Raw genomic sequence first — 23,626 nt, forward strand, 5'->3', positions numbered from 1 at the left:
CGCTTCGCGCTCGGGCAAGCGGCGCGACGGCCGCTCTCAGCGCAGCGGTGCTCAGCGCAGTCGTGCTCAGCTCAGTTGTTCGGCCAGCGCGAGGATGATCCCGCTCGGCCCGCGGAGATAGCAGAGCAGGTAGCTGTCCTCGTAGCGCGTCACCTCGCCGACGAGTTCGGCGCCGTGTGGGCGGAGGCGGGCCAGGGTGTCCTCGATGTCGTCGACGGCGAACATGACGCGGTGCAGGCCCAGCGTGTTCGCCGGGGTGATCTCCGGCTCGGGGGTGATCGCCTTCGGGCTGTGGTACGTCGCCAGTTCGAGGCGGCCCGGGGCGTCCGGGACCCGCATCATCGCGATCTCGCTCCGCATGTCGTCGAGCCCGACGACCTTGCCCGCCCACCCGCCCTCGATCGGCATCCTGCCTTCAAGCTCCATGCCGAGCTCGGTGAAGAAGGCGACGGCGGCGTCGAGGTCGTCGACGACGATGCCGACGTTGTCCATGCGCTGAATGGTCATGTCCCCGAGGGTAGGCACGGGGTCCGACGCCACCGTCTCCCCCACCCCGGCCGTCTCCCGTCAATCTTGGACAGTTGCCGTTCGCCGCGGACGGCGCGGTGTTAAGCGGGGGCCCCGCCTCTACCAGATGCGTTAAGCGAGGGCGGCGCCTTACGCGCCCACCGACCGGTACACCTCCAGGGTGCGCGCCGCGATCGTGTCCCAGGAGAAGTGCTTCACCGCCCGCCGCCGCCCGGCCAGCCCGAACTCCTCGGCCCGTTTCGGGTCGGCCAGCAACTCGTTCAGGCGGGCCGCCAGGTCGGCCTCGAACCGCGCCGGGTCCAGCGGGGTGCCGGAGCCGTCACCGGCCTGCTCGATCGGCACCAGCAGGCCGGTCTCGCCGTCCGCGACCACCTCCGGGATGCCGCCGGTGGCGGTGGCCACCACCGCGGTCTCGCAGGCCATCGCCTCCAGGTTGACGATGCCCATCGGCTCGTAGACGGACGGGCAGACGAAGATCGTGGCGTGGGTGAGCACCTGGATCACCTCGTGCTTGGGCAGCATCGCCGCCACCCAGACCACCCCGGAGCGGGTGGCCCGCAGCTCGCCGACCAGCTCCTCCACCTCGGCGGCGATCTCCGGGGTGTCGGGGGCGCCGGCGAGCAGCACCAGTTGGGTTTCGGCGGGCAGCTCCCGGGCCGCCCGCAGCAGGTACGGCAGGCCCTTCTGCCGGGTGATCCGCCCGACGTACACCACCGAGGGGCGGGCCGGGTCGATGCCGAGCCGGTCCACCACGTCGGTGCCGTGGTCCGGGGCGTACTGGGCGGTGTCGATGCCGTTGTAGACCACCCGCACCCGGTCCGGGTCCACCGCCGGGTACGCGGTCAGCACGTCCCGCCGCATCCCCTCGCTGACCGCGATCACCGCGTCGGCGGCCTCCACCGCGGTCCGCTCGCTCCAGGAGGAGAGCGCGTAGCCGCCGCCGAGCTGCTCGGCCTTCCACGGCCGCAGCGGCTCCAGGCTGTGCGCGGTCAGCACGTGCGGCACCCCGTACAGCAGCTTCGCGGTGTGCCCGGCCAGGTTGGCGTACCAGGTGTGGCTGTGCACCACGTCGGTGCCGGCGCAGCCGGCCGCCATCTCCAGGTCGACGCCCATCGTGCGCAGCGCCGGGTTCGCGCCCGCCAGGCCGGCCGGCTCGGCGTACGCGGTGACGCCCGGCTCGATGCGCGGCGCGCCGAAGCAGTGCACCCGTACGTCGGCGAGCCGGCGCAGCTCCCGGGCCAGGTACTCGACGTGTACCCCGGCCCCGCCGTACACCTCCGGCGGGTACTCCCGGGTGAGCAGGTCGACGCGCAGCCGGTCCGAATCCGTCATGCCCGGCACCCTAACGCGGAAACCCGTCCCGCACCCGGCGCGGATCTGTGCGGCGTACGAGTGGTGAAGTCGGGGCGGGATGGATAGCGTCGTCACATGGCAGCAAAGGTGCTCGCGATCGTGCTGGCCGGCGGCGAGGGCAAGCGACTCATGCCGCTGACGACGGACCGGGCCAAGCCCGGCGTCCCGTTCGGCGGGATGTACCGCATGGTCGACTTCGTGCTCTCCAACCTGGCCAACGCCGGCTTCCTCAAGATCGTCGTGTTGACCCAGTACAAGTCGCACTCGCTGGACCGGCACATCACCAAGACCTGGCGGATGTCGACCCTGCTCGGCAACTACGTCACGCCGGTGCCCGCCCAGCAGCGCCGCGGCCCGTGGTGGTTCGCCGGCTCGGCCGACGCCATCTACCAGAGCTTCAACCTGATCAACGACGAGCAGCCGGACCACGTGATCGTGTTCGGCGCCGACCACATCTACCGGATGGACCCGCGGCAGATGGTCGAGGACCACATCGCCTCCGGCGCCGGGGTCACCGTGGCCGGCATCCGCCAGCCGCTGTCGGCGGCCGACCAGTTCGGTGTCATCGAGGTCGCCGAGGACGGCCGGCGGATCCGCGCCTTCCGGGAGAAGCCCACCGACGCGGTCGGCCTGCCCGACGCGCCGGACCAGGTCTACGCCTCGATGGGCAACTACGTCTTCACCACCCGGGCGCTCTGCGAGGCAGTCGAACGCGACGCGGAGGACCGGACCAGCAAGCACGACATGGGCGGCAGCATCATCCCGATGCTGGTCGAGCGGGGCGAGGCCAACGTCTACGACTTCAAGGACAACGAGGTGCCCGGCAGCACCGACCGGGACCGCGGCTACTGGCGAGACGTGGGGACGCTCGACTCGTTCTACGACGCCCACATGGACCTGATCAACGTCCACCCGGTGTTCAACCTCTACAACTTCGACTGGCCGATCTACACCGAGCAGCCGCCGTACCCGCCGGCGAAGTTCGTCCACCAGTGGGGTGAGCGGGTCGGCCGGGCGGTCGCCTCGATGGTGTCGCCCGGTGCGGTGATCTCCGGATCGCTGGTGGAGAACTCGGTGGTCTCGCCCAAGGTCAAGGTCCACTCCTGGGCGCACGTCGACGGCGCGGTGCTGATGGAGGGCGTCGAGATCGGCCGGCACGCGGTGGTCCGCCGGGCCATCCTGGACAAGAACGTCTTCGTCCCGGAGGGCGCCGAGATCGGCGTCGACCTGGAGAAGGACCGACAGCGGTACACCGTCTCCGACAACGGCATCGTGGTGATCGGCAAGGGCCAGCGCGTCGAGCCGTGAGGCAGGTGTGACCCCGGCCCCGGCCGGGAGAGAACCACCGTTCCCACCGTCCCTGGAGGTAGCAGCAGTGGCCCATTCCCGTGCCGGACAGCCCGCCCGGACCGCCGACCTGGTCGACGTGCCCCGGCTGGTCACCGCCTACTACGCCGAGCACCCGGACCCGAGCGACCCGGCGCAGCAGGTCTCCTTCGGCACCTCGGGCCACCGGGGGTCCAGCCTGCGCAACGCCTTCAACGAGGACCACATTCTCGCCGTCACCCAGGCGCTCTGCGACTACCGGCGGGAGCGGGGGCTCGACGGGCCGCTCTTCCTCGCCCGGGACACCCACGCGCTCTCCGCCCCGGCCGAGGCCAGCGCCCTGGAGGTGCTGGCCGCCAACGAGGTGACCGTGCTGCGGGACAGCCGGGACGGCTACACCCCCACGCCGGCGCTGTCGCACGCGATCCTCACCCACAACCGGGGGCGTACCAGCGGGCTCGCCGACGGCATCGTGATCACCCCGTCGCACAACCCGCCCGACGACGGCGGCTTCAAGTACAACCCGACCAACGGCGGGCCGGCCGACACCGACGTCACGAAGTGGATCCAGGACCGCGCGAACGCCATCCTGGCCGCCGGGGGCAAGGAGGTGAAGCGGATCCCGTACGCCCGGGCCCGCGCCGCCGACACCACCGGGACGTACGACTTCCTCGCCGGCTACGTCGACGACCTGCCCTCGGTGCTGGACATCGACGCGATCCGGGACGCCGGGGTGCGCATCGGCGCCGACCCGATGGGCGGGGCGAGCGTGGCGTACTGGGGCGAGATCGCGCAGCGGCACCGGCTCGACCTCACCGTGCTCAACCCGACGGTCGACCCGACCTGGCGGTTCATGACCCTCGACGGCGACGGCAAGATCCGGATGGACTGCTCCTCGCCGAACGCGATGGCCTCGCTGATCGCCGCCCGCGCCGACTACCCGGTCTCCACGGGCAACGACGCCGACGCCGACCGGCACGGCATCGTCACCCCCGACGGCGGCCTGATGAACCCCAACCACTACCTGGCCGTGGCCATCGGGCACCTGTTCCGCACCCGCACCGACTGGGGCCCGGCCGCCGCCGTCGGCAAGACCCTGGTCTCCTCCTCGATGATCGACCGGGTCGCCGCCGACCTGGGCCGGCCGCTGCTGGAGGTGCCGGTGGGCTTCAAGTGGTTCGTGCCGGGCCTGCTCGACGGCGCGGTCGGCTTCGGCGGCGAGGAGAGCGCCGGCGCCTCCTTCCTGCGCCGCGACGGCAGCACCTGGACCACCGACAAGGACGGCATCCTGCTCTGCCTGCTCGCCGCCGAGATCATCGCCAGCACCGGCCGCACCCCCAGCCAGCACTACGCCGACCTGGCCGAGCGCTTCGGCGCGCCCGCGTACGCCCGGATCGACGCCCCGGCCACCCGCGAGCAGAAGGCGGCGCTGGGCAAGCTCTCCCCGGAGCAGGTGACCGCCGCCGAGTTGGCCGGCGAGCGGATCATCGCCACGCTCACCGAGGCGCCCGGCAACGGCGCGAAGATCGGCGGCCTGAAGGTGACGACCGAGTCGGGGTGGTTCGCCGCCCGGCCGTCCGGCACCGAGGACGTCTACAAGATCTACGCCGAGTCGTTCCAGGGGCCGGAGCACCTGGCCCGGATCCAGGAGGAGGCGAAGGCGCTGGTGGACGGGGTGCTCGCCAAGGCGTGACGAGGCGGGCGGTCAGAAGGGTGGGGGCAGCTCCCGCTGGGCGTGCGGCTGCCGCAGTTCCTCGGGGAGCAGCTCACGCAACTGGTCCGGCAGGAACGGCAGGTCAAGCAGGCTGAGCTTCAGCTGGTTGCGCTCCTGGTGGCGTACCGGGTCGAAGCGGACCACCTGGCCGGCGTCGCGCCGGTAGCGAATGTCCACGGTTCCCTCGGTCGCCCCGTCGTTGATGACGACGCCGTCCATCTCGACGGCGACCGCAGCCGAGTGCGGCCGCAACTCCAGCCGGATGGTCTCCTCGGGGGAGAGGACCACCGAGCGGGAGATGCCGGCCATCGGCGCCGACGGGGTCACCACCACCGCGTGCGCCGCGGGGGAGACCAGCGGCCCGCCGGCGGCGTAGCTGTACGCGGTCGAGCCGGTGGGCGTGCTGACCACCAGGGCGTCGCAGCGGTAGTAGCCGTACCGCTGGCCGTCGACGGCGAGGGTGGCGGTGACGAAGCCGGACCCGGGCTGGCGGATCAGCGCGATGTCGTTGAAGGCGACCACGTCCTCGCCGCACACGCCGCAGGCCAGGCAGGCGTGGGACTCGACGGTGAAATCCTCCGCCAGCAACCGGCTCAGCGCCGCCGGCAGGTCCGGCGGCGCCACCTCGACGAGGAAGCCGAGCCGGCCCAGGTGCACGCCGAGCACCGGCTTGGGATCGCGTACGGCCGAGCGGAGCGCACCGAGCATGGTGCCGTCCCCGCCGATGCTGATCAGGGCGTCCGCCCGGGTGGCCAGCTCCGCCTCGGGCACCGGTGCGACGCTCGCCGGCACCCGGCGCCGGTCCTCCGCGCGCACCAGCAGCGACTTGCGGTGGCGCGCCGCCCACCGCTCGATGATCGCGACCACCTCGGAGACGTCCCGGGTGGGGTGCAGTACCAGACCCAGCCCCGCCACCCGTACAGCTCACCACATCCGGGTCGGACGCGCCTCTCGTAACGGAAGGTGCGCCGGCGGTGAGGTCACCGCCGGCGCACCATCGGTCGTGCTGTCGCCTAGCGGCGTTGGTGCAGGTGCTTCAGCGACCGGGCGACCAGGTCGTCCCGGGCCGCCGGGGCCAGCCCTTCCAGGCCGAAGCCGAGGTAGACGGTGTCCGCGGTGACCACGGTCGCCCCCTCCTCGAACGCCTGCTGGCTGCGCGTCCAGTTGTTCGCCGGGGTGGCCGAGCCGGCCGGCGGCGCGGCGACGGTCCAGCCGCCGAGGTCCGCCTCGAAGGAGGTCTCCGAGACGACCGCCCCGTCGGCGATCACCCGCGCGTCGTCCAGGAAGACGCCCAGGCCCTGGGTGCCCCAGTCGGAGACGTACGAGATGGCCACCTCGACCCGCTTGCCGGCGTACGCCGTCAGGTCGATCTTGAACTCCTGCCAGCCGCCGGAGGACCCGGTGGCCGCGTTCCAGCTACCTGTGCTGCCCGTCGGCGAGCAGTCCGCCCCCTGGTAGTGCGCCAGGAACGGGTGCAGCTGCTGCACCCAGCCCGACTGGCAGCTCTCGCCGGTGCCGGTGCCGGTGTGCCCGTTGGCGTCCGGCAGCGTGGTCCAGTTGTCGGTGCCCACCTCGTGCGCCTCGACGATCATGTAGTCCCAGTCCGACTCGATGTCGTACGAGGTGAAGAAGCGCAACTCACCACTGGTCGCCCCGGTCAGGTCCACCGTCCGGGCCAGCCGCTTGTACGCCTGGTCCGCCCGGTCGCTGTACAGGTACCAGTCGCCGGTGCGCGGGTCGAATGGCGCGCCGCCCGGCCGCACCCAGTCCACCGCCGCCGAGCTGGCGAACTGCGGGAACTTGTCCGGCTTCAGGAAGCTCGACGTGGTCAGGAACGACGCCGTGTGGTCCTGGTTGCCGGCCGATCCGGCGGCGTTGAGGTCACCGGCGAAGCCGGTGAAGGCGCCCGCCGAGCCGCGCACCGGGTACGGGTCGCCGTCGGCCGAGGTGCCGCCGTCGCTGACGTAGTTGTACGCCCCCAGGTAGTACTGCTGGAAGTCGTTCAGCAGCGGCAGGCAGGCCACGTCGCTCGGGTTGGTGCACTCCGGCGGGGCGCCGGGCCGGTAGGCGTACGAGCCGTTGGCGGCCTGCGCGAAGAGCGCGTACTTGCCGCTGACCAGGACCTTGCCGCCCTCGTTGAGGTAGTCCCGGACGGCCAGTTCGGTGGTCAGCGCCGCCTCCGCCGCGGTGCCGGCGACCTGGCCGGGCGAGCGGAGGATGATGTCGTCACCGGTCTCCCAGATCACCGTCTGGTAGTGCGACAGCACGCCCAGCGGGTGCGGGGCCGTGCGTCGCATGGCGTCGAAGTCGTACACGTTCGCCCGGTGCCCGGCCTTCTGCACCGACGCCGCGATCTGGCCGGCGTACTTCGCGGTGGGGCTGTTCTGGGCCGGGCTCAGGCCGGTGGTGTCCTCCATCGCCAGCACCAGCACGTCGCCGCCGATGTCCTGGTGCACCCGGTAGGTGAAGTGGCTGCTGGCGGCCGGGCCCTGGCCGGGCTTGACCCCGGTGAACCAGACCTCGACCCGGTCGCCCGGCTTCGTGCCGGTGACCGTGCCGCGCAGCTCGGCGTAGTAGTCGTTGTTGGTGTCGCCGTAGCGCTCACCGCCCCGCCACTCGCGGACCTTGACCGTCGTCGGCCGGCCGCCGTTGACCACGTAGTGCATCCGGACGTCCTGCAACGCCCGGCGGGCGGTGGTGGCGACCTCCTGGGTCCGCCCGTACGAGGTGTCGAACGAGTCCACCACGAAATCCGGGGTGCTGCGGCCGACCACCGACACCGGGTCGTCCGGGTCGGCCGCCGACTTGGCCACGGCGAGGGCGAACGGGAGGTTCTTGGCCACCTCGGCCGAGATCAGCTTCTCGTCGTCGGGGAAGATGAAGCCGCTGACGCAGTCCGCCGGGTCCCACTGGTCGTCCGGGTCGGACGCCGAGGCGCTCTGGCAGGTGGACATCTCCGGGGTGAAGGCGAGGGTCTTGTAGTTCACCTGCGCGTGGCCGTCGGTCTCGCCGTTGGTGGTGTACAGCTCGGCGGAGATGTCCGGGTCGTAGCCGGGAATCGCCGGGTGGGCGTCGTCGCCGGCCATCGTCTCGAAGATGACGTCGTCCGGGGTCGGGGTGCTCACCTGCCAACCCACGCCGTAGAGCAGCAGTTCCGCGGCGGAGTGGTAGTTGATCATGAACTTGAAGCCGATCCGCTGGAAGAGACGGTCCAGCGCCTTGGTCTCCGGCTCCGAGTTCGGCCCGGTGCCCCGGTAGGTCTCGCTGCTGAAGTCCGGCGACGACCCCTCGTCGTCGTAGCCCCACTTGTACGCGAAGTTGCGGTTCAGGTCGACGCCGTCACCGCTGGTGATCTGCCCGTCGCCGTCGTTGTCCCGCAGGTTCTTGCGCCACAGCCGGTTGCCGGGGGTGAACGTGTGGTCGTAGCCGTCGGGGTTGGCCACCGGCAGGAACCACAGCTCCCGGGTGTCCACCAGGGAGGTGATCTCCTGGTCCTTGCCGTAGTTGTCCAGGTAGTGGTGCAGCAGCCGGCGGGTCATCTCCGGCGTGATCCACTCCCGGGCGTGCTGGTTGCTGGCGTACAGCACCGCCGGGCGAGTGCCGTCCGGCACCGAGCGGGCGTTCTTGGTCACCTTGACCGCGAGGATCGGCTTGCCCTGCACGGTGGTGCCGATGGTCTCCAGCTTGGCCAGCTTCGGGAACCGGGCCACCGTCGCGGTCAGCTCGTCCCGGATGCCGCCCGGCTCGCTGTACGAGCGGAACGCCTTCCAGCCCGCGGCGGACTGCTCGCGCAGCACCTGGGAGGCGTCCTTGCCGCGGATCTGCTTGACCCGCAGCGGCACGCCCTGCCCGGTCAGCCGCTTCGCCTCGCGCCGGCTGAGCACCGTCTCGACCCGGGTGCCCGCGGCGCCGGTCTCGAGCGTGTCGTGCCCCAGGTCGACCCCGGCCGCGCGCAGCTTCTCCAGTTGCTCCGCGTTGACTGTGCCGACGTACACCTCCAAGCTGTCGCGGCCGACCGGATCGGACGGTGGCCGCGCGCTGGCCGGAGCGGTCAACGCCAGCGCGCCGACCAGAGTGAACACGCCGGCGATCGCCAGCCGTCTGCGCCTCATCGCGCCCCCTTCGTAAGGACCTGTAGCCGCGAGCCTTGCCGTGAGGTAAAGGCATGTCAATAGACCGATCAAGCGGATGTCGACGATCGTCGGGTAACGTTTTCATCCGAAATGCCGTTATCCAGAACGGCGGCGATGCCACGCGGGTGGCGCCCGAACACCTCGGTTACCGGCGAAGCCGGTGTCACCCGCCGCGTTCGTCGTAGGTTGACCACACCGAGGATGGAGAGCAAATGCCTGTCGCCTCACGCCGCGCCGCTGCCCTGGCGGTCGACACGCTCTGCAGCGTGGTCGGTAGGCGCCACACCGTGCGGGTGGCCCGTTTCGCGCTCAACCAGGCCCGGCTCGACCTGCCCAACTCGCCCGAACACAACGGGGAGTACGCCCTCCAGCGCTGGATGCTGTCGACGGCCTCGCACGCAGAGCCGTTCACGGTGCTGGACGTCGGTGCGAACATCGGCGACTGGTCTGTCGCCCTGCTGCGCCAAGCGAACGAGCGAGGCCTGCGCGACCAGGTGCGGCTACACGCCTTCGAGCCCACGTCGTACACCTACGGCATCCTGCGGCAGCGGTTGCCGGTCACCGCCCAGGCCAACCGGCTGGCTCTCTCCGACACCGCAGGGCAGCGCCAGATGTTCGTCGTCGCACCGGGCGCCGGACGCAACTCGCTGCACCAGGGAGCCGAGGCGGACGAAGCTGACGCGTCGACCGAGATGGTGACCGCGGAAACGGTGGACGGCTACCTCGAGGCGTACGGCCTCACCCGCGTCGACCTTCTCAAAATCGATACCGAGGGCCATGACTTCGCGGTCCTGCTCGGTGGTCAGGCATCCCTGGCCGAGCAGCGGATCTCCGTCATCCAGTTCGAGTACAACCATCGCTGGGTGTACGCCCGGCGCTTTCTGAAGGATGTCTTCGACCTCGCGGGCCGGTATGGATACCGAGTCGGCAAACTCACCCCGCGGGGCGTGGAGACGTACCCCGGATGGGACCCGGACCTGGAGACCTTCGTCGAGGGAAACTACCTCCTCGGCACCGACAACGGCCTCCGTCGTCTGCCGCAGGTCGCCTGGTGGAAGGCGGCGGGAAGCTCCCGAACGCCGTTGCCTCGTTCATGGTGGGGGCAACGGATCCGGTAGCGCCCGGGGCGCCGGTGCCCGGTCATCCGCGAGCGGGTCAGACCGTTGTCGGCAGCGCCGGGGGCAGTCCCCAGTGCCCCCGCGCAGCGCGCAGCTGCGAGATCATTTGATGCCAGGGGGGCGGGCGGTAGCCCGTTCGCAGCGCCAGTGCCTCCGCCGACATCGACCGGTCGCAGGACAGCCTGTCGTCCGGGACTATCCGCCCTGGCCAGCCGTACGCTTCGGCGACCAGGCGTAGCAGGTCGTACTTGCTGATCGGGCTGGCTGCCACGTGGTAGAGCCCGGTCAGGTGATCCCTGGGAATCACCACCGCGCCGAGGAGGTGGGCGAACTCCGTGGTGGTGACACCGCTGTAGATCGCCTTGGTGAAGCCGTGGACCTCCTGGGTCTGGGAGAGGAACCAGTCGATGAGCGACCGGTTGCTGGACACCTCATGGCCCACGATCGAGGTGCGCAGGGTGAGCGCGGGGGCGCCCAGCTCGCCCAGCAGCTTCGACCGACCGTAGAGGTCGGGTGGATCCGGTATGTCGGTCTCGACGTAGCCGCCGCGGTCTCCGGAGAACACGCAGTCGGTGCTCACGTGGATCAGTCGGCTGTCGCGGCGCGCACACTCCGTGGCGAGCAGGTGCGGGAAGAGGGCGTTGAGGGTCACCGTGTGCACCGCGTCCCGGACGTCGGGCCGTTGCTTGATCACCCCCACGCAGTTCACCACCACCTCGGGCCGGACCCGGTCGAGCAGCCGCTCCACCTGTGCCATGTCCCGTACGTCGACACCGCCGACGATCCGGGCCGCCACGTCGCGCGGAAAGATCGCGCCGAGGGCGTCGCTGGTCCGGGCGGAGCCGTACACCTCCAGGCCGGCGGTCTCGCCGAGCTGACGGACCAGGGTGTGGCCGAGCATCCCGGTGGCGCCCACGATCAGTACCCGTCGGGTCATCGGTGCCTCCCGGTTCCGACCCGTACACCGTGCTGGGCAGCGGCGGCCAGCAGGCCGGCCAGGCGCAGTGAGTTGATCTCCTCGCTCATGACCCGCAGGTAGTGGTTGCGCCCGTTGCGCCCCATCGCGATCAGATCCGGGCGGGGCACCCCACGGGCGTGCCGGATGACACGGGCCAGCGCGGCGGGGTCGCCCGGCGGGGTGGTGAAACCCGCGCTGGCGTCCTCGACCACCCGCGCCGCGTCCCCCGGGGCGCAGACCAGCAGGGGCTGCCCGCACGCCATGATGGACTGGACCTTGCTCGGCATGGTGATCTGGAACAGCGGTTCGTCGGCGAGCGACACGAGTTGGAGGTCCGCCGCCGCCATGAAGGCCGCCATCCGGTCCGGTGCGACCCGGTCCACGAAGTGCACGGTACGCAGCTCGAGCTTGTCCACCAGGGACCGCAGGACCGGACGTTCGATGCCTTCCCCGACCAGCACAAGGTGCACGTCCGGAAGGTCGCGCAGCTTCGCCATGGCCCGGACCGCCACGTCAAGACCCTGCGCCGCGCCGACGTTGCCGCCGTACATGACGACGAACCCGTCGGTCAGTCCCAGCTCGGCGCGGAGCCGGGGGTCGGGTTCGGTCGGCTGCATCAGTTTCTCGTCAGCCCAGTTGTAGATCACCGAAACCTTCTCGGGCGGTACGCCGCGCGCGATCAGCACCTCCCTCATGCCGGGGCAGGTGACGGTCACGTGAGCGGCGAGCCGGTAGGTCCGGTCGGTGAACCAGTGCAGCGTCCCCTCGGCGATCCGCCGGCCCCGCCCCGGGTCGAAGAATCCGGTGGAGAAGATCGAGTCGGGCCAGAGGTCCATGACCATCAGCACGTACGGCAGGCCCCAGCGCCGGCGGGCCGCGATGGCGGCCGTGGCAGCGGTCGCCGGCGAGGAGTACACGAGGGCGACGTCGGCGGACCGGAGCATCGGTCCGCCGAGCAGGGTGGACGAGGCCGCGTAGCTCAGGTAGTTGGTTGCTCGCCGGAGGGCGGACTGGTCGTGGCTGGGATACAGCGGGGTACGGCGGATCGGGAAGCCGTCCCGCGTCTCGCTGCTCCGTCGCCAGGCGGAGTAGCCCGGGGTCACCCGGCCGGTCGGGTAGTTCGGCACGCCCGTCAGCACGCCCACGTCCAGCCCTTGGTTCCGCAGGGCACGGGCGAGCCCGAGCGGTATGGCGGCCGGCTCCGGCGGGAACCACTGGGTGACGAAAGCCACCCGGGTGGGCCGCTCCAGCACGTTGTCCGAGTTCCTCATCGCGTCGCTCACGCTCCGCGGGCGTTCGCGACGCCGGCCGTTTCGCCCCGTCGTCCCCGCGCCTCCTCCACCGCCGCTCGTACCTCGGGCAGGGTCAGCAGCAGGGACATGATCTCGGGTACGTCGAGCCGGCGGGCGTTGTGCGAGTTGTAGTCGGAGCTGTGTTCACTGCTGGTGTCGCCCTCTTCGAAGTAGAGCGAGTAGTTGAGGTCGCGGCTGTCGACCGGAACCCGGAGGAACTTCCCGAAGTCCTCCGCACGCGCCAGTTCCTCGCGGGTCGCGAGCGTCTCGTAGAGCTTCTCCCCGTGCCGGATGCCCAGCACGTCGATCTTGGGAGGCGCGTCGAGGAGCCCGCAGAGCGCGATGGCCAGGTCGCCGATGGTGCAGGCGTCCGCCCGACGGATGAAGACGTCGCCCGGCTGGCCGTTCCGGAAGGCGTGCTCCACCAGCTCCACCGACTCGGACAGCGACATGAGGAAGCGCGTCATGGTCGGTACGGTCACCGTGGGTGGGATGTCGTTCCTGATCTGCTCCAGGAAGAGGGGGATCACCGAACCTCGCGAGCACATGACGTTGCCGTACCGGACACAGCAGACCCGCGTCCGGGCGGCCGGGTTGTTGCGGGCCTGGGCCTGGGCCACCTTCTCCATCAGTCCCTTGGTCATGCCCATGGCGTTGACCGGACGGACGGCCTTGTCGGTGCTGAGCAGCACCAGGCACTCGACGCCGTTGCGCTCGCAGGCGTCGACCACGTTCGCGCTGCCGAGCACGTTCGTCCGGACCGCTTCCAACGGAAAGAACTCGCAGGACGGGACCTGCTTGAGCGCGGCGGCGTGGAACACGTACTCCACGCCTCGCGAGGCCTTGGTCACGCTGTCCGGGTCGCGCACGTCGCCGACGTAAAAGCGGACCCGCTGGTCGCGCAGGCGCAGGCGCATGGCGTCCTGCTTCGCCTCGTCACGACTCAGGACGCGCACCTCGGCCGCGCCGGCGTCGAGCAGCCGTCCGGCCATGGTCTGTCCGAAGGACCCCGTCCCGCCGGTGATCAGAAAGCGTCGGTCCGAAAGCGAGGACGTCACGTCTTCCTCCTGCCCATCCCCGTCGCGCAACGGGGTCTCCTCGGCCTCTTGTCGCAGGTCACCATACGCCCCGCTAATCACCTAAAAGGCCGATAATGCCGAAAGAAGTCGATAAGCGGGTCGACTCTTACTAAGGTCGGCCGTTTACCGCGCAGACGTGACGTGTCTCGCGGATCGCCCGGTTCGTTGGGTCAACGACTGGTGGGGGCGGGCCGACACCGGTCAACCGGCCGGAGAGGACGATGTGCGATGACGCGGGTAATGACGGTGGTGGGGACACGGCCGGAGATCATCCGGCTGTCCCGGGTGATCGACGTGCTCGACCGCACGGTCGACCACGTCCTCGTCCACTCCGGGCAGAACTGGGATCCGGCCCTGTCGGACGTGTTCTTCCGTGATCTTCGGATCCGCCGGCCCGACCGGTTCCTGCACGTGGACACCACATCCCTCGGGCGGGTCCTCGGCGGGGTGCTGGTCGGTGTGGAGGATGCGATCCGGGAACTTCGGCCGGAAGCCCTCCTGGTACTCGGTGACACCAACAGCTCCATAGCCGCGCTGATGGCCCGCCGAATGCGGGTGCCGGTCTACCACATGGAGGCGGGCAACCGGTGTTTCGACCTGAACGTGCCGGAGGAAACCAACCGGTGTCTCGTCGACCACGTCGCCGACTTCAACCTGGTCTACACGGAGCACGCCCGACGCAACCTCCTCGCCGAGGGCCTGCACCCGCGCCGCATCCTGCACACCGGCTCGCCCATGCGGGAGGTCCTGGAGTACCACCGGGGCGACATCGCCCGCTCCACCGTTCTCGACCACCTCGAACTGCGGCCGGGCGGGTACTTTGTGGTCAGCGCGCACCGGGAGGAGAACGTGGACCGCCCGGACCGGCTGCGCCGCCTGCTTGACTGCCTGCGGGCGGTACGCGACGAGTGGGGCCTGCCGCTGCTGGTGTCCACGCATCCCCGTACCCGCAAGGCGCTCGAGGGGCTGGCCGTCGATGACACCGCGCTGGAGGGCGTCGCCTTCCACGAGCCGTTCGGACTGTTCGACTACGTACGCCTGCAGAGCGCCGCACGCTGCACGCTGTCGGACAGCGGCACCGTCAGCGAGGAGGCGGCGATCCTCGGCTTCGCGGCGGTGACCCTGCGGGAGTCCATCGAACGGCCCGAGGCCCTCGACGCCGGCGGGATCATCATGACCGGTCTGGACCCGCACGGAGTGGTGGAGGCGGTCCGCGTGGCGGTCGACCAGGTAGCGGCGCACGGGGTGCCCTGTCCGGCGGACTACCTCGTGCCCGACACCTCCCGCCGGGTCGTCGAGTTCATCCTCTCCACCGTCCGCCGACACCACGCCTGGGCCGGCATCCGGGTCTGAGCACGCGAACCCCGATGACTCGGGCGCGACGTAACGCTCCGTGTTCCTTCCCGTTGAACCTTCGGCAGCGGCGGCGAACGGCGGCGGATTCGTGATCTCGCGGAGTCCCACCGCCCGCCGACCGGCGAGGAGGCCATTGGATCGCCCCGGTGGCGGGCGGAAGGGATGCATCGTGAGTCGGCCGATCAACCTGCTGCGAGCGATCAGCGAGAAGCGAGCGAACCTGCACGACGGATTACGCCGGACGTATCGCCGGGACGGCTCGGGCGCTGCGATCAGATTCGCGGTTCGGTGGGGCGTCGAGGGGGCCATGCGCCCGGCGAACAACGTTCGGCATCGCCGGTTCGACCGCCGCCTGGGCATCGAGACGACCGGCCGGACCGGGGTCACCGCTGCCATGCGGTCCGCAGCCGCCCATGCCGACGGCACCCGGTATGAGGCGATGGCCCCCCACCAGTTCCGGCGAATCCTGAGGCGCCTGCCGCTCGGCTCGCCGGCGGACTTCGCCTTCGTCGACCTCGGGTCAGGCAAGGGTCTTCCGCTGCTGCTGGCCGCTGAGCACGGGTTCGGCGAGGTGGTCGGGGTGGAGTTGAACCGCGACCTGATCGAGATGAGCCGGCGCAATGTGCGGTCGTTCGAGGCCCGCCGGCCCGAGCAAGCCGGAGTCATCGCGGTCCACCACGATGACGCGGCGAAGTTCACCCTGCCGTCCCGAGCCACCGTGCTGTTTCTCTTCAACCCCTTCGGTGCGGCGACGCTGCGCGTCGTCGTCGACAATGTCGAACGGTCGCTGAAGGAGTCGCCCCGGCGGTTCTTCGTGATCTACGGCAACCCGTTGCACCGGGAGGTGCTGGACGAACGGCCGATGCTCCGGCGGCTTTCAGCAACCACCCGGTGGGCCCTGTACGACACCGCACCGGCAAGACCTTGACGGTGACGAGTGCGGACACCGTCCACACCCTGCGATAGCAATCATGCCATTTGTTCACGTATGGCCACCTACGTTGATACTGTCACATTCAGGTCGAATCGCAGTGGGACGGCGAGGTCGTCCCGGGTCGTGGACTCGCGGTGACCCAGGACGGTGGTGGACGGTGGACAGGTCGTCGGCGTACGGGGAGAGTCGGTTCTACCAGACGTACACCTCTGATCACGCGGGACCGAGCGATCGCCGGGCCTGCGCGCTCGCGTACCGCAGGGACATCCGGCCGTACCTGCGGCGGAGTTCTGGACGCCCGTGCCGCGTGCTCGACATCGGCTGCGGCCAAGGCGACCTGGTGGAACTCATGCTCGCCGACGGTATCGATGCGTACGGTATCGACATCAGTGCCGAGCAGGTGGCAGTGGCTCACTCGAAGGGGGTGGACCGGGTCCGCCTCGGTGACTTCCACGGTCCGCTGCGAGCGGAGGCGGAGAGCTGGGACGCCATTGTCGCCACCGACCTGCTGGAGCACCTCTCCCGGGACGACCTGCTGCGGACGTTCGACGAGGTCCTGGCTGCGCTGCGACCGGGCGGCGTGTTCCTGGCCCGAGTCCCGAACGCGGTCAGCCCGACGGGCGGCCACGTCATGTACGGCGACATCACCCACCGGACCTGGTTCACGTGCCGAAGCGTGGCCCAGCTCGCCTCGGCGGCGGGCTTCGGTTCGGTCGCCGTCTCCGCCTGCCCGCCCGCGGTGCACGGCTTCGCCAGCCTGCTGCGGTCCGCGGTCTGGTGGCCGATCAGCGCGGCCTGGAAGGTCGCCCTCGCGGCGGAGACGGGCCAGTTGCGCGGCCATGTCGTCACCCAGAACCTCGTCTTCGTCGCTCGTCGAGAGCGCCGGCATGCCGTCGAACAGACGCAGCGCCGACCGGTGTCCGCAGCGCGCGGGTAGCAGCCCGTTCCATATATGACTGTTGTGCCGTTTCGTGACCGAGGGACGCGCTCCTCGTTGCTCACATCATGACGAGGATGACGGGGCCGGTGCCCTCGCTCGCGAGGTTTCGCACGGCGCTCGAGGTGCAACTGGAGCGCGGTCTGACGGAACCGGTGGGCGGGTTGTCCAGGCAGCGGAGGATCGCCCTCGTCACGCACGGCTTCCATCGAGGGGGAGGAGTCCGCACCATCGCCCGGTGGCTGCGCGGGGCGCTCATCCAGACCGGTGGTTACCAGGTCGACGTGCACGACCTCGCCAGTTGGAGCCGCGACCCGTCCAGCCGGCGGCTGGTCAGCCCGACGACCTGGCTGCGGAAGAGCCTCTGCGAGCCGCTGGAGGATTCCTCGTGCTGGCACTGGGGTGCCAACGCGGCCGAGGTGGAGTGGATGCGTTACCGGCCCCGCCGGGAGCTGTCCCGGATCCTGTCCCAGTACGACCTCGTACAGGTGGTGTGCGGGGGGCCGGCATGGGCCAGGGTCGCCACCGGTCTCGGAGTTCCCGTCGTGCTGCAGGTGGCGACCATGGCCTCCTGGGAACGCACCGCCCTTTTCGCCGAGGTCGGCGGCGTCTCCGGCTGCTGGCGACGTCTGATGACCGCCGGCGTGTCGGTGCTGGAGCGAAGGGCGCTTCAACAGGTCGGTGTCGTGCTCGTGGAGAACGAGCGGATGGCGGCGCTCGCGCGCTCGCTCGGGGCCGTGAGGGTCACCCTCGCCTTTCCGGGAATCGACACGGACCGCTTCGCGCCCGGCCCGGCCGGCTGGAGCGCCGACGGCTACCTGCTCTCGCTGTGCCGGCTGGCGGACCCCCGGAAGGGCCTGGATCGCCTGATCGAGGCCTACGCCATGCTGGTCCGGGAGAACCCCGGAACGCCGGCCCTGGTGATGGCCGGTACCGGCCGGCTGCCCGCGGAGCTCGTCGCTCTCATCGGCCGCCTGGGTCTGGCCGACCGCGTGGTGGTCCGGCCCGACGTCGCTCCCGCCGATCTGGTCGCCCTCTACCAGGGGGCTTCGGTGTTCCTCCAGGCATCCCACGAGGAGGGGCTGGGCCTGTCGGTCATCGAGGCGATGGCCTGCGGTCTGCCGGTGGTGTCCACAGCCAGCGCCGGCGCCTGCGAGTCGGTGGTGAACGCGTCGACCGGTTGGTTGGTCCCCATGGAGCCGGCCGGTGGCGTACCGGCCGCGCTCGCGGCGCGCACCCGAAGCGTGTTGAACGGCGCCGGGGGTGAGCTCGGGCAACGGGGCCGCGATCGGGCGGTGCAGCGGTTTTCCACTCAGGTCGCCCTGCGGGACATCCTGGCGATCTACGACGATCTCCTCCCCCCGGCGGGCCGGACCAGCGCGGTGGCGCACCTACCCGGGACCGCGTCGGAGGGGTGATTCGAATGGCTTCGCTTCCGGCCGCCTCGTCGGCAGATGCTCCCGACACGCTGAACGACGTACCCACGACGTACCGCGTCCTGGCCACCTGCGGGGTCTTCGAGCCAGGTTTCCGTGGCGGCGGTCCGGTGAAGTCGGTGGCCAACGTCCTCGACACCCTCCCCGGGCACATCGAGCTGCTGCTGATAACAAGTGATCGCGATCTCGGCTCGTCCGACCCGTATCCGGGCCTCACCAGCACCTGTGTCCGACGCGGCGAGCGGGCCGCGGTCTTCTACCTCGCCGCGCGCAGCCCGCGAAGTTGGGTACGGCTACTGCGCCGGGTCCGGGCGCAGCGAATCGACCTCCTCTACCTCAACAGCTTGTGGTCGCCCTACTCCCTGGTGCCGATCTCGGCCCTCGCAGCCGGTCTGCTGTCCGTGTCCGCGGTACTGATCGCCCCGCGTGGAGAGCTGTCTCCCGGCGCGCTCGGGGTGAAGCGACGCAAGAAGCAGATCTTCCTCCGCGTCTGGTCCCGGGTCCTGAAGCGGCTCGACGTCCGGTGGCACGCGTCCAGCGACCTCGAACGGACCCACGTCCTCGAGACATTTCCCTGGGCTCGGGTACTCGTCAGGGGCAGCGAGGGCATCGCGCCGGCCCGGCCCGTCCCACCCGTCGGCCCCCGCCCCGGACCCCTGCGTCTCGTGTTCATCGGCCGGCTCTCGCCGATGAAGAACCTGACGCTGGCCCTGACAGCACTGCGTCCGCTGCGCCGGCCGGTGGAGTTCGACATCTTCGGGCCGCTGGAGGACAGCCGGTACTGGGCCGACTGCCAACGGCTGATCGCGGAACTGCCCTCCTGCGTCCGGGTGCGCTACCGCGGGGAACTCGCACCGGAACTGGTGCGACCCACGTTCAACGAGTACGACGCATTCCTCTTCCCGACCCTCGGCGAGAACTTCGGGCACGTCATTCTGGAGAGTCTTTCCGCTTCCTGCCCGGTCGTCTGCTCCGACGCCACCCCGTGGAGTGCCCTGATCGAAGCGGCGAGCGGAGTGATCGTACGTCCGTTGACGGTTGCCCGGTTGACAGCGGAGCTGGAGGCGTTGTCCCGGCGGTCGCCGCTGGATCGGTTCCGGGAACGGCAGCAGGCGGAGAGGGCGTACCGGGCCTGGCGGCAGCAGGTGCCGTCCGGGAACGTGCTCGAGCAGGCGACTACTGCGTTGACCGAACAGACTCCGCAAAAGGGAAATCCGGAAAAATGAAGCAGAGCGGGTGATTTGCGGGCACCAGCCGTCACCGGCCTGCGCCGCCGACGTTGGTGGTAGGGCGCCGCCGTTCGCCCCGATGATGGCGGATCGGCGGTGGCAGCTTGGACGAGGTAGGGGTGGGTGACATGACGACGTCTGTCCTGGCGGGAATCATCCTCCAGGGGGTGGCCGTGTGGTTCACCCACCGGGCGATCAACGGGCAGTGGCTCACCCGCGTCGGTGGCCTGTTGCTGCTGATGGCGGTCCTCTTCCACGGTGTCACCGAGATCGTGCAGTGGATCTGGCCGGGGCGGAACGGGTACCGGCAGATCGTCGGCCAGGATGCCATCGACTCGTGGACACTCACGGTGTCGGTGGCGATCCTGCTGTACGCACTCGTGTACGGCGGAATCTGTCTCCATCGCCTCCCGAAGGGGCAGCGCGCGCGCGAGGCCGACGGCACCAGCTCGTACATCGAGGGACTTCGGCTGCGCTGGCTGCTGCTGCTCGCCGTGCTGCTGGGCGGCGTCACCGTCTCGGGCTTCGGACTGGCCGCACCGACGCTCTACGGGCAGGCCCCGTCCAGCGAAGGTGACTATCTCGTCTCCGGTCTGGTCAGTCAGTTCCTCGTCACCGTCGCCGGGCTCGTCGGCGCCGTTGCTCTCGTGCGATACGGCCGCCGCTGGGCGCTGCCTCTTCTTCTGATCCAGGGTGGATGTCTCATCGTCGCAGGATCGAGATCCACCATGCTCGTCAGCGCGGTCCTCTCGCTGTACGGGGCCGCGCTCGCCGGCGTGCGACTGCCCCGTCGGCAGTTGGTCGGTGCCGCGTTGCTGGTGGCGTTCCTCGCGATCTCGCTATCCGCCGCCCGCGGCGCCGTCGGGCGCGACGCGTTCCTGCCGGACCGTGGGGCCGCTCGGGTCGAGGGCCTGGTGGACGGCGTTCTGGCGCTTTCGTCCAGGCAGAGTCAGGAAGCGATCCTCGAGGACAGCGTCTACCGGTTCGACGGCAACACCTTCGGTGCGCTCGTCCATGACCGGCTGCAGGACGGGGTGCAGCCGGTAGGGCTGGTCACGATGTGGAACAACCTGCTCCTCGGCGTCCCGAGCTTCATCGACAAGGGCAAGTTGGAGCGGAGCGTGGAAGCGCGGAACGAGGAGACCTACCTCAACCTGCACTTCAGGCTGGACCCGTCGATCGACTACCTCCCCGGCATGCTCGGTCCGATGCTCGGCTACTTCGGTGTGCCGGGCCTCATGGTGCTGGTGATTCTGCTCGGCCTGGTGTTCGCCGGGGTCGACCTGCTGGTCACCGCCACGGCCTCCGCCGCTCGCCTCCTGCTGGGCATGGGATTCGCGCAGTGCGCACTGTTCTACGAGACCGGCCCGCCCACGTTCGTCACCACGCTGCGGGGCGTACTAACGCTCATCGTGCTCGTGTGGGCTGCCCGACTGGCCGGAAGGCTTCTGCGTGGGCAGGACACCTGGGCGCCGGGAGCGGCGCGCCGACCAGTGGCAGGGCAGTCGCCGCCGACCAGCCGGACAACCGGTGATGGCCAGCGCGGGGCCTTCGGCCCGCGGCGGGGGACCGACATGGTTCCTCCGGCGGCTCGGGCAACCTGGGCGGGCTGAGTGGCGCCAACGAGTCCCGCTGCTGCGCCGGAGCCGGCGTCTACGACAGTCGATCGAGAATGATCGGCAGCCGGTTCTCGTAGGTGTGCTCGGAGTGGGCCCGCTTGCTCGCGGCGTCGCCGACCTCGGCGGTCCGGTGCGGAACGTCGAGCAGTTCCCTCACCCCTTCGAGAAGTTCGGCGAACGTCGTGAACGGCAACACCTCCCGGTCCGGCTCGTACAGGTCCGAAAGGACCTCCCGCTGCTCGCACAGCACTGCGGCGCCAGCGGCCGTGGCCTCGAAGAGCCGGCAGTTGACGCTCCGCATCTCCGCTGGATGGAGGTTGTTCAGGACCCCGGCCGCGGTCCGGAAGATCTGCGACTTGGCCTCACCGAAGACGGGATACCCCTGATGGATGCCCGGCGGCAGCACCCTGGCGACGTCGCGAGCCGGCGGCGCGCCGTAGACGGCGAGGGGGACGTCCGCCTCGAGCAGCCGTCGGAGCAGCATCATCCGGCTGGGATAGGTGTTGCCGACGACGACGATCCTGCGCGCTGAGCCGGGCTCGCCGATCGGCCGGTGTATCTGCGGGTTGCAGGCTTCGGGGAGGTAGTACGCCGGAGCGCCGAGCACGTCGACCAGGCGTCGAACGAGCAGCGGGTCCTTGAAGAAAAGCGCAGTGTAGGGTGCGGCCAGCATGCGTTGCCGACCGATGTTTGCCACACAGTCGGGAAACCAGAGCCCCACCGGCACCTTGTTGCGCCGTAGCTCGCCGACCGTTCTCGGCGTGAGGTTGGAGTCGGTGGAGATGACGGCATCGCAATCATGCTCAAGAGCCCGTCGCGCCAGGTGCCGCTGTGCCTGCGCCTCGACGCGCCGTGAGGCCCGCAGCGCTGTCGCGGCAACCTCCTTCCAGAGGAACCCGCCCCGTCGGGCATAGGTCGAGCCCAGGAGGACCACCTCGTGTCCCATGCGGGGCAGGGTCGCTGCGATGTTGTCGGCGAAGGTGTCGGAACCCGGGGGCCCTATGATGCCGATCCGCACTGCGCTCCGTCTCCTTCATCCATAATTCCGCCTCGTCGTCATGCGGCTGGCCGGCCACCCGCCAGGTCGGTGGAGTGTCCACGGCTGGCCCCGGTGACGCCGGCGCTGGTCGATGACGGACCTTCTGGACTGGGTCCGCTGTTGACGACGATCACCGCCGGTTCAACGATCCGTCGATCCGCGCGGTGACGGTGGCGGGCGTCTCCGGCGCCGCGCCGTCCGGCTCGTCGCCGGGCTTGGTCTCCTGTCCCGGGATGGTCCTGCCGCCCTGTCGTTTCCGACCGGAGGTCAGGCCGCGGAGTTGAAGGAGCATGAGTCCGAGCGCGAGGGCCGCGGCAGCGCTCGCGGCGAGCGCCGCTCCGGCCACGCCGAGACGGGGAACCAGCACGGCCAGCAGTGCGATGTTCACCGCGGCGGCGGCCACCTGGGTGCGGGCGACCGCCAGCGGACGGCCGTAGCCGCGCAGGACGTCACCGCAGACGGCGGTGCCGGCGAGGCAGAGACCGGCAGGTAGCAGCAGGGCGACCAGCGGGACGGCGGACCGGAAGGCGTCGCCGAAGATCGCCGGGATGAACCAGGGGGCGCCGACCGCCAGGGGAACCAGGAGCAGACCCGCAGCGACCAGGCTCGCCAGGATACTGCGACGGTGCAGTCGGGTGGCCAGCCGCGGGCTGAGCTTTCGGGACGCCAGCAGGGGAAAGGCTACCGCGCCCAACGCCGCAGCCACCGGCTGGGCCATGGCGGTGAGTGAGGTGGCGATCGCGTAGTTGCCCAGCACGGCCGGGGCGACCGCGACGGATAGCACCAGCTGGTCCAGCCGGACGGCGACCACGCCCGGCACGGTTGAGGCGAGGTGACTCAGGCCGAAGCGAGCCATGCGACCGACCAGGCGGCCACGGAAACGGCCGCCGGCCAGCATCATCCGGCGGGCCAGCAGGTAGGCGAGGACAGCCTGGGTGGTCATCGTGGCCGACAGCGCGATCAGAGCATTGATCAGCGTGAGCCGCCCGACGGCAGCCAGGGGGACGACCACGATGAGGAACGCCACCGGCTGGTAGAGCCGCACCACGTTCCATCTGCCGATGTGGCTGGCTTGGAGACCGAAGACGTAACCAGCCCCGATGAACGACACCATGCACACCGTGAACATCAGTCGGTAACCGGTGACCACCGTTCCGTCCTGGCCCTGGGCGAGCCACGGTGCCACGAGCCACCCGAGCGCCAGCCCGGCCAGGCCCGCCACGACCATCACCGTTCGGCAGGTCGCGACGTAGTCCCGGGCGCGGTCCGGGTCGCGGGCGACGAAGAAGGTCGTGGCGGCCGTCTGCCCGAGCTCACCGACGATCAGCACCACCCCGAACCAGGCGATGATCGCGGCGTACGCGCCGCGGTCGGTGGGCCCGAGCGCCCGTGCGATGACCACTCCGCTCAGTACGTTGGCCGCGGCCGCGGCGAGGTTGAACGTCGTGGTTCTGAGGAGTCGGGTGCGAAGTCCGGTTCGGTCCACGGCCGCGGCCACCGGTGGGTGTTCGGGCTCCGACGTCCGGACCTCGGCTGCCGTCGGTACCTCCGTCACCCGTCCGCCCCCTGTGTCAC

General features: G+C 70.2%; 18 protein-coding genes. 9 read left to right on the top strand and 9 right to left on the bottom strand.

The window, feature by feature from the left end:
* Positions 1-66: 66 nt before the first annotated feature.
* Positions 67-507 (bottom strand): VOC family protein, encoded by a 441-nt coding sequence (locus AB0H57_RS19490; RefSeq protein ID WP_357508300.1) that lies wholly within the window; start codon positions 505-507, stop codon positions 67-69.
* Between the two features lie 150 nt (positions 508-657).
* Complete coding sequence (glgA, locus tag AB0H57_RS19495) at positions 658-1,860, bottom strand: glycogen synthase (RefSeq protein ID WP_357508302.1); 1,203 nt, start codon at positions 1,858-1,860, stop codon at positions 658-660.
* 96 nt (positions 1,861-1,956) lie between these two features.
* On the opposite strand from glgA, the gene glgC reads away from it, so the two are divergent.
* Both glgC and pgm read left to right on the top strand, forming a co-directional pair.
* Positions 1,957-3,189 carry a glucose-1-phosphate adenylyltransferase gene (gene glgC, locus AB0H57_RS19500; RefSeq protein ID WP_357508304.1) on the top strand — a complete coding sequence of 411 codons (1,233 nt, stop codon included), beginning with the start codon at positions 1,957-1,959 and terminating at the stop codon, positions 3,187-3,189.
* Positions 3,190-3,256: 67 nt separating this feature from the next.
* Positions 3,257-4,900: a phosphoglucomutase (alpha-D-glucose-1,6-bisphosphate-dependent) gene (gene pgm / locus AB0H57_RS19505; RefSeq protein ID WP_357508306.1), complete on the top strand. Its 1,644-nt coding sequence runs from the start codon at positions 3,257-3,259 to the stop codon at positions 4,898-4,900.
* Positions 4,901-4,912: 12 nt separating this feature from the next.
* Here the strand turns inward: pgm and AB0H57_RS19510 are convergent, their stop codons facing one another.
* Positions 4,913-5,836: an NAD(+)/NADH kinase gene (locus tag AB0H57_RS19510; protein WP_357508308.1), complete on the bottom strand. Its 924-nt coding sequence runs from the start codon at positions 5,834-5,836 to the stop codon at positions 4,913-4,915.
* 98 nt (positions 5,837-5,934) lie between these two features.
* Positions 5,935-9,033 carry a M14 family zinc carboxypeptidase gene (locus AB0H57_RS19515; protein WP_357508310.1) on the bottom strand — a complete coding sequence of 1,033 codons (3,099 nt, stop codon included), beginning with the start codon at positions 9,031-9,033 and terminating at the stop codon, positions 5,935-5,937.
* 233 nt (positions 9,034-9,266) lie between these two features.
* On the opposite strand from AB0H57_RS19515, the gene AB0H57_RS19520 reads away from it, so the two are divergent.
* Complete coding sequence (locus tag AB0H57_RS19520) at positions 9,267-10,172, top strand: FkbM family methyltransferase (RefSeq protein WP_357508312.1); 906 nt, start codon at positions 9,267-9,269, stop codon at positions 10,170-10,172.
* Between the two features lie 37 nt (positions 10,173-10,209).
* Here the strand turns inward: AB0H57_RS19520 and AB0H57_RS19525 are convergent, their stop codons facing one another.
* Genes AB0H57_RS19525 through AB0H57_RS19535 form a run of 3 tightly spaced genes read right to left on the bottom strand, consistent with a single transcriptional unit; the run spans position 10,210 to position 13,480 of the window.
* Positions 10,210-11,109 carry an SDR family oxidoreductase gene (locus AB0H57_RS19525; RefSeq protein WP_357508314.1) on the bottom strand — a complete coding sequence of 300 codons (900 nt, stop codon included), beginning with the start codon at positions 11,107-11,109 and terminating at the stop codon, positions 10,210-10,212.
* Complete coding sequence (locus AB0H57_RS19530) at positions 11,106-12,401, bottom strand: glycosyltransferase family 4 protein (protein WP_357508316.1); 1,296 nt, start codon at positions 12,399-12,401, stop codon at positions 11,106-11,108. Before AB0H57_RS19530 ends, AB0H57_RS19525 begins: the two co-directional genes overlap by 4 nt.
* Before the next feature lie 8 nt (positions 12,402-12,409).
* Positions 12,410-13,480 (bottom strand): polysaccharide biosynthesis protein, encoded by a 1,071-nt coding sequence (locus AB0H57_RS19535; RefSeq protein ID WP_357508319.1) that lies wholly within the window; start codon positions 13,478-13,480, stop codon positions 12,410-12,412.
* A 249-nt stretch (positions 13,481-13,729) separates the two neighbouring features.
* Between AB0H57_RS19535 and wecB the strand changes: the two genes are divergently transcribed.
* The 6 genes from wecB to AB0H57_RS19565 all read left to right on the top strand — a co-directional run bounded on the left by wecB (position 13,730) and on the right by AB0H57_RS19565 (position 21,006).
* Positions 13,730-14,854: a UDP-N-acetylglucosamine 2-epimerase (non-hydrolyzing) gene (gene wecB / locus AB0H57_RS19540; RefSeq protein ID WP_357508321.1), complete on the top strand. Its 1,125-nt coding sequence runs from the start codon at positions 13,730-13,732 to the stop codon at positions 14,852-14,854.
* Positions 14,855-14,894: 40 nt separating this feature from the next.
* Positions 14,895-15,785, top strand: coding sequence for a class I SAM-dependent methyltransferase (locus AB0H57_RS19545; protein WP_357508323.1), 891 nt, complete (start codon positions 14,895-14,897; stop codon positions 15,783-15,785).
* Positions 15,786-15,828: 43 nt separating this feature from the next.
* Entirely contained in the window at positions 15,829-16,728 is a 900-nt protein-coding gene (locus AB0H57_RS19550; RefSeq protein ID WP_357508325.1) for a class I SAM-dependent methyltransferase, read from the top strand.
* 77 nt (positions 16,729-16,805) lie between these two features.
* Complete coding sequence (locus tag AB0H57_RS19555; protein WP_357508327.1) at positions 16,806-18,146, top strand: glycosyltransferase; 1,341 nt, start codon at positions 16,806-16,808, stop codon at positions 18,144-18,146.
* A 5-nt stretch (positions 18,147-18,151) separates the two neighbouring features.
* On the top strand, positions 18,152-19,390 hold the full coding sequence (locus tag AB0H57_RS19560; RefSeq protein ID WP_357508329.1) for a glycosyltransferase family 4 protein: 1,239 nt from the start codon (positions 18,152-18,154) through the stop codon (positions 19,388-19,390).
* 122 nt (positions 19,391-19,512) lie between these two features.
* Positions 19,513-21,006, top strand: a complete 1,494-nt coding sequence (locus AB0H57_RS19565; protein WP_357508331.1) for a hypothetical protein — start codon at positions 19,513-19,515, stop codon at positions 21,004-21,006.
* Between the two features lie 40 nt (positions 21,007-21,046).
* Here AB0H57_RS19565 and AB0H57_RS19570 read toward each other — a convergent pair whose 3' ends face one another.
* Both AB0H57_RS19570 and AB0H57_RS19575 read right to left on the bottom strand, forming a co-directional pair.
* Positions 21,047-22,030 (bottom strand): glycosyltransferase, encoded by a 984-nt coding sequence (locus tag AB0H57_RS19570; protein WP_357508333.1) that lies wholly within the window; start codon positions 22,028-22,030, stop codon positions 21,047-21,049.
* A gap of 151 nt (positions 22,031-22,181) precedes the next feature.
* Entirely contained in the window at positions 22,182-23,606 is a 1,425-nt protein-coding gene (locus AB0H57_RS19575; RefSeq protein ID WP_357508335.1) for an oligosaccharide flippase family protein, read from the bottom strand.
* Positions 23,607-23,626: the final 20 nt, after the last annotated feature.

Origin of the sequence: Micromonospora sp. NPDC050686, assembly GCF_040654475.1 — a bacterium.
GTDB lineage: Bacteria > Actinomycetota > Actinomycetes > Mycobacteriales > Micromonosporaceae > Micromonospora.